Origin of the sequence: Sphingobacterium nematocida, assembly GCF_900168125.1 — a bacterium.
In the GTDB taxonomy this organism is placed as follows: Bacteria; Bacteroidota; Bacteroidia; order Sphingobacteriales; family Sphingobacteriaceae; genus Sphingobacterium; species Sphingobacterium nematocida.
In genome coordinates this window covers 234088-246007 of record NZ_FUZF01000003.1, presented here as the reverse complement: position 1 = coordinate 246007, position 11920 = coordinate 234088, and the positions used below count along the sequence as shown (strand labels likewise).

Annotated in this window: 9 protein-coding genes; 1 reads left to right on the top strand and 8 read right to left on the bottom strand. The window is 39.6% G+C overall.

Annotated features, from left to right (window positions below; all coding sequences use genetic code 11):
* Window positions 1-113: 113 nt before the first annotated feature.
* Window positions 114-977, top strand: a complete 864-nt coding sequence (locus tag B5X76_RS05490) for a mechanosensitive ion channel family protein (protein ID WP_079642001.1) — start codon at window positions 114-116, stop codon at window positions 975-977.
* Here B5X76_RS05490 and B5X76_RS05485 read toward each other — a convergent pair.
* The 8 genes from B5X76_RS05485 to glpK form a co-directional block, all read right to left on the bottom strand.
* Window positions 974-1174: a hypothetical protein gene (locus B5X76_RS05485; protein ID WP_079642000.1), complete on the bottom strand. Its 201-nt coding sequence runs from the start codon at window positions 1172-1174 to the stop codon at window positions 974-976. The two genes, B5X76_RS05490 and B5X76_RS05485, sit on opposite strands and share 4 nt — an antisense overlap.
* A 71-nt stretch (window positions 1175-1245) precedes the next feature.
* Window positions 1246-2586 (bottom strand): glycerol-3-phosphate transporter, encoded by a 1341-nt coding sequence (gene glpT / locus B5X76_RS05480; protein WP_079641998.1) that lies wholly within the window; start codon window positions 2584-2586, stop codon window positions 1246-1248.
* A 12-nt stretch (window positions 2587-2598) separates the two neighbouring features.
* Window positions 2599-3513 (bottom strand): glycerophosphodiester phosphodiesterase family protein, encoded by a 915-nt coding sequence (locus tag B5X76_RS05475; protein ID WP_079641997.1) that lies wholly within the window; start codon window positions 3511-3513, stop codon window positions 2599-2601.
* A 65-nt stretch (window positions 3514-3578) separates the two neighbouring features.
* Entirely contained in the window at window positions 3579-4835 is a 1257-nt protein-coding gene (locus B5X76_RS05470) for a DUF5689 domain-containing protein (RefSeq protein ID WP_079641995.1), read from the bottom strand.
* An 11-nt stretch (window positions 4836-4846) separates the two neighbouring features.
* Window positions 4847-6331, bottom strand: coding sequence for a SusD/RagB family nutrient-binding outer membrane lipoprotein (locus tag B5X76_RS05465; RefSeq protein WP_079641993.1), 1485 nt, complete (start codon window positions 6329-6331; stop codon window positions 4847-4849).
* A 10-nt stretch (window positions 6332-6341) separates the two neighbouring features.
* Complete coding sequence (locus B5X76_RS05460; RefSeq protein ID WP_079641992.1) at window positions 6342-9584, bottom strand: SusC/RagA family TonB-linked outer membrane protein; 3243 nt, start codon at window positions 9582-9584, stop codon at window positions 6342-6344.
* A 77-nt stretch (window positions 9585-9661) separates the two neighbouring features.
* The gene (locus B5X76_RS05455; RefSeq protein WP_079641990.1) at window positions 9662-10387 is read right to left on the bottom strand and encodes an MIP/aquaporin family protein; all 726 of its coding nucleotides are present in this window, start codon (window positions 10385-10387) and stop codon (window positions 9662-9664) included.
* A gap of 32 nt (window positions 10388-10419) precedes the next feature.
* Window positions 10420-11919: a glycerol kinase GlpK gene (glpK, locus tag B5X76_RS05450; protein WP_176140994.1), complete on the bottom strand. Its 1500-nt coding sequence runs from the start codon at window positions 11917-11919 to the stop codon at window positions 10420-10422.
* Window position 11920: the final 1 nt, after the last annotated feature.

Below are 11920 nucleotides of genomic sequence, written 5' to 3'. Positions count from 1 at the left end.
GTATTCAAGAGCTCACTCGCTATAATCGGGTTCGGTTGATGCTTGTTTGTGATTCAAAGGAAGCATAAAAGTTTTATTGCCTGTAAAAGTGAATTTATGTAGGTTTGTGTTGTATGGAAAAAAATGTAACAAAAATTGAACAATATCTTGATCGGTTGATTGATGTTGTTGTCGTAAGCTTACCTTCAATATTTGCAGCTATTGTCATCTTGTTTTTAGGACGATTCGCAATTAAATTCTTGATTCAATTTATGAATCGCCGTTTTGAAAAGCGGAATGTTGATAAGTCTATTCGGGGATTTGCGGTTAGCTTGGTCAAATTTGTTCTGTATGCATTGTTGTTACTGACGGTGGCTAGTACTATGGGGATTCAAACGACTTCTTTTATCGCGGCACTTTCTGCTTTTGGATTGGCCGTAGGTATGGCTTTACAGGGGAGTCTTTCAAACTTTGCAGGTGGTGTCCTGATCTTAATGTTTAGACCTTTTGAAGTAGGGGACTATATTAGCAGTGCCAATGGTTCTAATGGAACTGTGGAGAGGATTGATCTCCTGTATACGACTATGATTGACGATAGCGGGATTCGTGTATTTAGTCCTAATGGCTCGTTGGCCAATTCGGTGATTAAAAACTATACAAAAATTTTGTCTAGAAGGTTCGAATTTGTGATCGGTATATCGTACGATGATAATATTAAGGTCGCTAAAGATACAATTTTAGCTGTTTTACAAAATGAAACAGAAGTTTTAAAAACACCGGCACCGGATGTGTTTGCAGGCGATCTAGCAGATAGCTCGGTGAATCTAACGGTGCGCGGTTGGGTGAAACGGGAAAACTTTTGGGCTACTACTAATGGATTGCGGGAAAAAATTAAGGTGGCGCTTGATGAAAAAGGAATCTCAATACCTTACCCACAAACGGAGATGCATATCAAGAGTGACGGACAGATCCTAGGGAAACTACCAAACAAATCCTAGTCTAAAGCTCGGATTAGTGTATAATATCGGTAAGCTACAACAGCCTGTTGTAGCTTACTTAGTTTTGAGGGGTCTTTATGACTGTATCTCGGTAGGACAAGTTTGTTTATCTTGTTTAGTATTTTGAATAACATCTTCTTCATAAGTCGTTTCTTTTCTGAAAGTGCCTGTTGCTGATCCACCAGCTCGCGGATCATGAAAGTTTTATATAGATAATCAAAAAAGGCTCGAAATTGTTTTTCGAGCCTTTTGTTTCTTAACTAGTGTTTTACTTTAGTCGTAGAAATTCCTTTTCTTTATTCCAGGTAAATGCTGTAAAGAGTATGGCAAGAGCTGATGCGAGTAAGATGACTTCGAAGGAAGCATCCCAGCCACTTTTATCAACAATTGCACCGAGTGCTGCATTTGCAAGTAGGTCTCCAATAAAATAACCGAATAAACCCGTCAAACCGGCCGCTGTTCCAGCTGCTTTTTTAGGAACTAGGTCTAGCGCTTGAACTCCGATGAGCATCACGGGGCCATATATGAGAAAACCAATTGTCCATAGGGCTAGATTCACCACCAACTGGTTGTCGCCAGGTGTCAGCCAATATACTGCTACAGCAAGTAGGGTCAGTGTCATGTATATGATCGTGACAGGGGCTCTACGCCCATTGAATAGTTTGTCACTCATGATACCACAGAGAATGGTTCCAGGAATTGCGGCTAGCTCATATATAGATGCTGACCAAGTCGCCTCCGATGCCGTAAAATGCTTTGCTTCTTGAAGAAAGGTTGGGGCCCAGTTTATAATCCCGTTTCTCACAAGATAGACAAATGCATTTGCTATCGCGATGTACCATAGGAGTTTGTTGTTGAGTACATATTTAAGGAAGATTTCTTTTGCACTGAATTCTTTCTCCTGTGAGGCTTCGTAGGTTTTTGGGTAGTCGTTTTTGTATTCTTCGATTGGAGGTAGTCCACAGGATTGTGGTGTATCTCTAACTAGAAATATAGAAATGATAGCGACTAATATTGCTGCAAGTCCAGGGAAGTACAGGCGTGCGTGCCAATCGGCAAATAATTCGACACCTAGAATAGCTAATGGGCCAACTAGAAATCCCCCAACATTGTGTGCTAAATTCCAAATAGACATGGCGGTACCACGTTCTTTGATGGAGTACCAATGGACAACCACACGGCCACAGGCTGGCCAGCCCATCCCTTGTACCCATCCATTGATAAACAGTAATACAAACATGATGGTGACTGAAGAAGTGGCCAAAGGGGAGAATCCCATGAAGATCATGGTGAGCGATGATAATATGAGTCCCGTTGCTAGAAAATAGCGTGCATTGCTACGATCAGATACATTGCCCATAAAAAATTTGCTCAATCCATAAGCGATTGATATTGCTGACATAGCAAAACCTAACTCGGCTTTACTATAACCTAAGGTGTCTTGTAGGTCTTTTACCGCAAAGGAAAAGTTCTTCCGTACAAAATAATAAGCAGCGTATCCTAAGAATATACCTAGAAATACCTGAATACGGAGCTTTCTGTATTCGGGATCAATGCGGTTTTCGGGCAGCCTTGCTTTGTGCAAGGCTGGCTTAAAAATATCGAACATAAATATTGTATCTTAAAATAGGTTTGGATAGTCGCTAATGATGCCGTCGACTTTTAATGCTTCTAAAGCAGTGATTTCTTCTTTTTTATTGACAGTCCAGGGTATTACTTTTACACCTAAATCGTGCGCGTCTTTTACGAAATTGGCATCAACGATTTTGTAGTTTGGGCTAATAATGAAAGGCTTGAAGCCTAGGTCGGTAATCAGCTCCTTGATCGTCTTTGTGTTCTTGGCGTCAATTAGGTAAGAGGTTTTTATCTGCGGGTAGTGCTTGTTGATGTACTGTATTGTTCGCTTGTCAAATGATTGGATCACGGTACGGGATGCAACTCCTTTTTCGATAACTACTTCTAGGACAAGATCGGAAAACTCTTGAGGGACTGGATGCCACTCGTGATCCTTGCCGTCTTTGCTTTTGGTTTCGATGTTATAGAACATCGGTGATTGACGTTTTTCTTTGGCATAGGCTTCGGACTGTTCGATGAGGTCACTCAATAGAGCGATGGAAGTAGAAATCTTCTTCTGTTCAGGGAAGTCTATATTTCCTTTTAACCCTAGGTCGAAGGCTTTTAACTCTTTCCAGCTATAACTATAGATCGTACCTTTGATATCTTTCCCTTTTAATTCTTTTCCGTCGGTATAGGTTACGAATTTCGGATTTAGATAATCATCGTGATAAACAACGACTTTCTTGTCTTTTGTAATATGACAGTCCATCTCCAACGTAGTCACTTTGGGAAGATCAATAGCTACTTTCATCGCTCCTATAGAATTTTCTGGATATAATCCACGTGCACCACGGTGCCCCTCATACGAGAAAGTGGGAAAGTCTGGATTTTGCATACTAACTTGTTTTGGCGTGTTGCAGGAAGAGATACTTAGGCTTAGCACAGAGACTGAAGTCAATAGAAAGTTAAACTTTTTCATGTCTTTTTTATATAAAATAAAGATAGGAGTAAGATTATTTACTCCTATCAAAAATAGCAACTATATTAATAACTTTGGTATATGGCGATATCATCTATTCCTAAACGACCATTGTTTATGGTATTACTACTTGTCCCGAGACCTAATTTATTTATTCTAAAGCGAACGGGCTGTGTGATATTCATTAAGAAAACAGCTTGTTTTGCGACAAGACTCTCCGAGGTTGGATGCGCATCACTAATTGGTTTGTCTACAATTTTCCAAGTTTTCCCCTGGTCGACAGAGTATTCTAATTGGAACGTAGAGGATCTATCTGTGTAGTAAGAACCATACCATAACGTTACTTTTGATGCACCTTGTGGAACATCAAAATTCATTTGTAAATAGGCTGGAGTTTTTAAATTTTGTTGAAATCTTACCGCTAGTTTTCCTGATACAATCCTATCTCTACCAACTGTATTTCCTAATAAGGATTGGTCGAAAGTCCATTCGCCGGTAGGTAAAATTACTGGCCATTTTGCATAGCCTGCTTTTACTGTGTCTGGCTGTTCGAAGGTTTCTGGCCAACCTGCATAAAGTTTTCCTGAGGGGAAAGCAAGGTCTTCTGATTTTTGAAGACGGATTTCGAGATCTCCTTGATTACTGTATAAAACTCCTTTAAATGTCGCGGAAGGGGAAAGGACATTGTTTGCAAGTGGGCTTGATTCATCTACTGAGATTTTTATGGATTTGTTTTCTCCATCCAATAACTTGTGGACACCCGCGAGCTTTGATCCTTTTGCTGGTTCTGGATCAACATCTGCTGTAACACTGATAAGTGTGCTTTCGAATTGATCTTTTTTCTTTTCTAAAGTACTTACAGCAACCGGAGTATGTGCTTTGATATTTCCTGAAGATATTTTTGAGATTTTAGAGCTTGGTACATTTGTGATCATCAATGAGCCCAGTCTTCCGGTTAATGTACTACCCATCAAATCCATGTTAATAGAATCTCCAAATGCATATTTGGAGTCATCTTCAACTTCTAACAATATCCCTCTTGTCTGCCCTCTCCAAGTACTTTGAATTGCAATTGTGTTTTCTGGAAGATTTTTACTTTCATGATTTGAAACAACGACACCTCCAATATGATTGGCTCCTTCTAATGTACTCTCAGAAATCGTTAAATCCTGACCTTTAAAATTGTTTCTTAACACATAAATAGATCCTTGGGGATTGACATGGTCTACTATTTCTTCCTTATATGTTTCACCACAGTTTGTTAGCAATAAACTTGAAACAAGGACGGTAAGAATAGATTTATATTTAATTGAACTTTTCATGATTAATTTATTTATTTATTCCACCAAACTTTAGTATTAATATCATCCGGCCCCATTATTTTTAATGCTTCAAGGTAATTTGCCCTGTTATAAGAAATTGTGGACGGGGGGAAAGGTAGACGCGATGGATATCTACCTTGGTTTTCAACTCCAGGCCCAATAGGTAATGTTGGATGTCCTGTACGTCGAATTTCGGCCCATTGCTGAAAGTCAGTAAACAACATCGCGTAAAAACGTTGTGTATGTATTTTTTCCATGATGTCATTAAAATTATCTTGAGAAGAGGGTTTCACAGAACTTTGCTCAAAATAACCTGGGCTTGGATCTACATTCCAGTATTGAAAAGATGATTGAATACCTCTATAATAATAGTTTTCAGAAGACCCCGAGATAAATCCTTTAAGAGCTGCTTCGGCTAATATAAACTGTAGTTCAGAATAATTCATCAGGTTGCCGAGTCTGATATCTGTCTTAAGATCCAATATTAGTTTAGAGCCTATTTCAGGTACATTTCCCTTTGCATAGCCACTTCGCATGCCTGAGTAGACTCCGAGCGTAGCTTGAGTAGCCCATTTTGCTATCCTTGTGTCTTCTAGGTCTACCAACGTATTGATGAAAAATTCAGAATATCCTTTGTCACCATTAAAATCTAAATCCCTATAGTTGTAAAATTCTGTTACAAATGGAACTACATTAGTAAAGTTAAAGATTGCATTATCCGCATTGCTTTCCATGATTGGATATTCTGCAGCTTTAGTATCTACTATTTCCTTAATCTTTGCTATTTGATTCAACTCATTATTTCCTGACGCTCTAAGCAGTAAACGTAAATAGAGCGAATTCCCGAACCTACGCCAGTGCTCAGGGCTAGTACGGGTATGCTTATAGATACTTCCGTATAGTGGGTCCGACATCAGATGGCTAGCAGGTAATTGTGCGTTGGTTTTTAGCAATTCATTTGCTTTTTCAAGCTTTTCAAAAATCTGTTCATACACAAATTTTTGTGTATCGAACTTGGGTGAGATTTCAAAATCTCTTCCCTTGGCAGCATCCGAGTAAGGAACATCACCAAACACATCGGTCAGTAGAGATCCTAAGTAAGCATCCATAATTAAAGACATGCCTTGCCAAGTTTGGTAACCTTGCTGCTGTGTTATTTCGGCCGATTTGTATACATCTCTGATATTTGTTAACTCTGTATACCAATTTTGCCAAGAGCTATTTGACTCCGTTGTTTTTATCTCATAACGGTGAATTTCCCTACTATCGCTATTTGTAACAGTTACTTGAGCCAGCTCTCCGTTAATTCTGAAACCTCTGTTGAGGTTGTTGTTTACAATGGATAAGACCGAAGGCGCAAATAGCGATTGGGGACTTGCAAAAGTTGCTTCATTGGGATTTGTATTCTTTTCAATGAAATCTTTTGTACAGCTTGCCACAAGTATGCTTGTTGCAAACGTGCTATATATAAGTATGTTTTTAAATTTATTTTTCATCGGACTAGCATTAGAAATTTAACGTTAAACTAAGACCAAAATTTCTTGTAGAAGGAAACTGTGCAACTTCGGCTCCTTTTTGGATTCCAGCAGATGTAAGAGAACCAAATTCTGGGTCAAATGCAGGCCAATTCGTGAATACGAATAAATCACGGCCGTAGACACCTAAATTTGCACGTTGAAATTTATATTGTTTTAAGAAGCTAGGGCTAAAAGTATAGTCGATGCGGACTTCTCTCAGCTTGATGTAGTTTGTTGAGAATGTATTTGCTTCCAGATTGTCACGATTGAAGTGATTGTAATAAAAATCGCGAGCATTTACTAAAGTCGTGTTTGGACTAAAGGTGTTATCCCCATTGTCCACTACTCCTTTGCCGATTAATCCGTTATACCTTCCAGGTATTGTTTTGTTTAGCTTTCCTTCTTCCATTAATACCGCATGTGTTAAAGAATAACCAACACCGCCGAACTGACCATCAAATAAGAAGTTGAATTTCCAGTTTTTGTATTGAAATTCATTACCCCAGGCAGCTTTCCATGGGGCTGTAGATCTGCCTAAATAAAGTAAGTCAGTAGATATTTCTGGATAGCCATCTTTGTAAATGATCTGACCGTCTGGAGATCGCTTATAGCCATAACCATACATAGCACCGTAATTTCCTCCAACTCTAGCTTCAATAGTACCTCTAGATCCATAGATTGTGGAGAGGATGATCGCGTTTTCTTCAGATGATTCAGGTAGTGATATGATTATTCCATCATTATAAGAGAAATTGCCAAACATCTTCCAATTTAATTTCTCTTTGTTTTTAAAGATCTGATATGATGTTGCAAATTCAGCACCTCTATTCCTAACCTCCCCAGCGTTAATAACCATCCGTGTAAATCCACTCGATGGATCGATCGGTACGGGAAGAATTTGATTGAAGGTGTTGTTCTGATAAACGGCAATGTCAAAGGTTAATCTGTTCTTAAACATTCTTAAATCGGTACCGAATTCAACGGATCTTGTGGATTCGTACTTAAGCGATTCATTTGGGATCTGTAGGCTATTAGATAACCCATCGCCAAAACTCGGCACTATAGGGTAGGTGTATGAGGTTAAGAATGGTGTTGTCCCACCGCTACCCACATTTGCAAGTGAAGCTCTAAATTTAAAGAAATTGATGGATTTTGGTAAATCTAACAATTGAGAAAGCACAACGCTTCCGTTATAGGAATTGTACATAAATCCATCTCCCTCACCGAATGCAGGAGAGGCAAGTGTGCTAGACCAGTCGATTCTGCTGGTTACATCAAAAAACAAGTAGTTTTTGTATTCGATATTGGCCATACCGTAAATCGAGTTTACCGCATATTTACTTCTATAAGGTCTTGAGATAATTGGTTCTGCAGTATTATCTAGGCTATAAATACCTCTTTCCTTGAGTTTACTCGTTGATAGATCTATTCTTCTATAGGTGTTGGCCATACGGGCGCCACCAAGACTTGCTCCCCATTTTATGGTTTTATTTCTTTCGTTCCTATAACGAGCCAGAAAGTCGACGTTTGTTTCTGAATTGAAAATATTCTGCTTTCTGAAATACCCATTAGCAAATTTATTGGAGTCAAAGGGTCTTCTTGAGGTTCTACCGTCATAACTAAAATCGATTGACGCACGTCCCAATACACTGAATTCTTTGTTGATTGCGTAATCTACTTGAGCATTTCCAAGAAATCCATCACGGTTTTGTCCGTTTAACATTTCATAGGACTGTAGGTAGGGATTATCCAAAAGTGTTGAGAAAGGTGTATTTTGCTCAACATCCTTTTCAATCCAATAGTTTTTAAACCAGTCCAGGTTCATATTAGGAGTGAGCCCCCTAATGAAATACATGGGAGTACCATTATTATAACCAGTTGTAGGAAGATTTTTTGAAAACTTGTTATTATAAGAAGCTTTTCCTGAAATATTGATTTTATCTGTCAGCTTGTGTGACATCTGCACGGTTGCAGTGGTTCTATTAAATCCGGTATTAGGAACCATCCATTTGTTGATGGTATTTCCTACACTGATCCGCGTTGATGTTTTTTCTGTTGAAGTAGCGTACGAAAGGTTATTCGAACTATTTACTGTCGTTTCAAAAAAGTCTTTTTTATTATTTTCATAGGCTCTCCACTCTGTTCGCTCTGGTGGAGTCAATCTATAATAATCTGGGTTGAACTGATAAAATAGCTGGCCATTGAACTTTGGTCCCCAAGCTGAGGATGTAGAATACGTACTAGCTCCATCTTCAGACTGACCATAGGAGTAGTAAAAGTCACTTCCGCCGACACCTGCGCCATATTGGTTTTGATAATCTGGCCATCTGTTTATAGTACCGATGGATGTATTTGAGGTTAAGCTAAATCCTAAACCATTGTTCTTTTTACCTTTTTTAGTCGTGATGACAATTGCACCATTAGCGCCCCTAGCTCCATATAGTGCGGTAGCACCTGGGCCTTTTAACACAGAAATACTTTCGATATCCTCCGGATTGATGTCTGCTAGACCTGTTCCAAAATCGACAGGTGCATCATCAGACATGTAATTAGAGTTCCCGTTGGTTGTCATTCTTCCCGAACTTGAACTTGTTATGACCCCATCAATGACAATTAGCGCCGAATTGTCGCCTGTTAAGGAGTTTTCGCCACGTAGAATAATTTGATTGGTTCCAGCCGGGCCGGCACCTGATTTAGTTAGATTTAAACCAGCTACCTTGCCTGTTAATGCATCGGTCCAGTTTGCTGATTGTGCATTAGTGAGTTCTTCTCCGGAAACCGTAGTTACAGAATAACCTAGTGATTTTTCCTCTCGCTTAATACCTAATGCCGTAACGACAACTTCTTCAATCCCCTCCGTATTCTCTACTAGTTGAATAACGACGTTAGGATTTGTATCGTTAAATATTTGTGTGTAACTATTATAACCTATGAGTTGGAAATTGATATTTGTACCGGCAGAGACTTCAACAGTAAAAGTTCCATTTGGATTACTGGTTCCAACTGCTTTTGCATTTACGCGAATAGATACTCCTCCTAAAGGCTCGTTGGTATTCTTGTCTACTACTTTACCCTGGATCTTAATTTTCTCTTGGTTAGTTGTTTTCTCAAAAGGGAAAGGGAGACTGGCGTAAGCCTGTCCTCCAGAATAACAAGCAGTAGCTAAAGCAATCCACAGGAGCTTAGAACCAATACGGTGTGGCTTAACTTTGTCTTGATTGTTTGTTAACATATGTCGTGTGATTAAATTGGTTACTAAATTGATGTTTTAATATTAACTTAATGTTAATTATTGCTTTTTCTTTCGTTTTATTTCATAAACAAGAATAATAATGCAGCAAGCGAAGCTCCAAGTAAGGGGCCGATAACTGGTACCCAAGCGTATGAACTATTGAATTTAGCTTTATTTTTTAGGGGTAACAGTGCATGAATAATGCGAGGACCAAGATCCCGTGCGGGATTAATGGCATAGCCTGTAGTTCCACCAAGCGAAAGACCTATTCCCCATACCAACAATGTCACAGGTAGTGCACCTATAGAACCAAGACCGATAGGTGATTGATCGGATAGGCTGGCATCTTTGAAGTGTAGTATGGTGAATATCAGCACGAAAGTTCCAATTATTTCGCTCGCCAAATTTATAGGAAGGTTTTTGATAGCTGGTGCAGTACAGAATACGGCTTGTTTGGCGTCAGGATCTTCTGTTTTATCAAAATGGTCTTTATACATTATCCACACTAAAAAGGCTCCTATCATGGCGCCACCAAACTGTGCTGTCATATAGGATAGTGCCGTAGGAAGATCGATGCGATTCAAGATGTAGTTGGCCAGTGTTACAGCACAATTGAGATGCGCACCGCTGTACGGGCCAGCAATAGAAACCCCGACAAAAACTGCAACAGCCCAAGCCGTGGTAATAACGATCCAGCCGGAATTGTTTCCTTTGGTCTGGTTTAATACTACGTTGGCGACTACTCCTCCTCCTAGAAGGATCATCGCAGCGGTCCCTATTAATTCTGCAATAAAAGGTGTCATAATATAGATTTATTTAAAAGTGGTTACCTATTTTAATTCTCGTAGTTTGCCCAGAATTTAGCCGTTTCAGTGGCTCTTTTCCATTCTTTCAGGTGGACTTCGTAATTGTTATCTTGATTCGTTTCAAAAACTTTATCTTCTTTCCATAAGTTTTGCAATTCGGAAGTATCTTTCCAAAATCCAACAGCTAATCCGGCGAGAAAGGCTGCTCCCATAGCGGTGGTTTCTGTAATCGCTGGGCGAATTACTTTTGTTTTTAAGATATCTGCCTGAAATTGCATTAAGAAACCATTTTGTGTTACGCCTCCATCAACGCGAAGTTCTTTTATTTTCGAAGAAGAGTCATTTTCCATGGCTTTTAGAATGTCATATGTTTGATAGGCTATGCTTTCTAAGGAGGCGCGAGCGATATGTGCTGCATTTGCACCTCGTGAAAGTCCTACCATCGTTCCCCTAGCTTCTGAGTTCCAATGAGGAGCTCCCAGACCTGAAAATGCTGGAATGAGGTACACACCATTGCTGTTAGGGACGCTAGTGGCCAATTTTTCCACCTCACTGGAATTACGAATGATACCTAGCTCGTCTCTTAACCATTGAACGACGGCCCCCCCAATAAATACACTGCCTTCTAACGCATAGTTTACTTCGTCGCCTATTTTCCATGCAACGGTGGTAACTAGTTTGCTTTTGGATATTACCGGTTTGGCTCCGATATTCATTAATAGGAAACAGCCCGTTCCATATGTGTTTTTGACCATGCCTTTTTTAGTGCAAAGTTGGCCAAACAGGGCGGCTTGTTGATCGCCTGCTATGCCAGCAATAGGAACTCTGACGTTCGCAATATCTTCGGACGTGTGACCGTATATTTCAGAGCTGCTGCATACAGTGGGAAGCATTGATTCTGGAATCTCAAAAATGTTTAATAATTCTTTGTCCCATTGCAATGTATGTATATTCAAGAGCAGTGTTCTTGAAGCATTAGATACATCTGTAATGTGCTTCTCGCCATTAGTAAGATTGTAGACTAACCAAGAATCTACGGTCCCAAATGCAAGTTCGCCTTGTTCAGCAAGCTGTTTGGCTCCGTCTACATTGTTGAGTATCCAGTTTATTTTGGATGCCGAAAAGTAAGCGTCAATTAATAGACCTGTTTTTTCCTGTATGATATCTTCGTATCCTTGTTCAGCTATCTTTTTACAGTACTCTGCTGTTCTACGATCCTGCCATACAATGGCATTGTATATTGGTTTACCTGTTTTTTTGTTCCATACGATAGTTGTCTCTCGTTGATTGGTGATGCCGATGGCTCTGACGGCGTCTAGTCTTAGCTGTTCTTTGGCTATTGCTTCGGTCATTACCGCAAGTTGCGTTGACCATATCTCCTGAGCGTCATGTTCCACCCAACCTGATTTAGGATATATTTGTGTGAACTCTTTTTGAGCTATGGTGACAATTTCTCCTTTCTGATTGAAAAGAATCGCCCTGGAGCTAGTTGTACCCTGGTCTAAAGCGAGAATGTATTCTTTGTTCATG

Excerpts from the sequence above, each read along its gene's own strand:
- B5X76_RS05490 (WP_079642001.1), top strand. The coding sequence starts at position 114 with ATGGAAAAAAATGTAACAAAAATTGAACAATATCTTGATCGGTTGATT.
- B5X76_RS05485 (WP_079642000.1), bottom strand. The coding sequence starts at position 1,174 with ATGATCCGCGAGCTGGTGGATCAGCAACAGGCACTTTCAGAAAAGAAA.
- glpT (WP_079641998.1), bottom strand. The coding sequence starts at position 2,586 with ATGTTCGATATTTTTAAGCCAGCCTTGCACAAAGCAAGGCTGCCCGAA.
- B5X76_RS05475 (WP_079641997.1), bottom strand. The coding sequence starts at position 3,513 with ATGAAAAAGTTTAACTTTCTATTGACTTCAGTCTCTGTGCTAAGCCTA.
- B5X76_RS05470 (WP_079641995.1), bottom strand. The coding sequence starts at position 4,835 with ATGAAAAGTTCAATTAAATATAAATCTATTCTTACCGTCCTTGTTTCA.
- B5X76_RS05465 (WP_079641993.1), bottom strand. The coding sequence starts at position 6,331 with ATGAAAAATAAATTTAAAAACATACTTATATATAGCACGTTTGCAACA.
- B5X76_RS05460 (WP_079641992.1), bottom strand. The coding sequence starts at position 9,584 with ATGTTAACAAACAATCAAGACAAAGTTAAGCCACACCGTATTGGTTCT.
- B5X76_RS05455 (WP_079641990.1), bottom strand. The coding sequence starts at position 10,387 with ATGACACCTTTTATTGCAGAATTAATAGGGACCGCTGCGATGATCCTT.
- glpK (WP_176140994.1), bottom strand. The coding sequence starts at position 11,919 with ATGAACAAAGAATACATTCTCGCTTTAGACCAGGGTACAACTAGCTCC.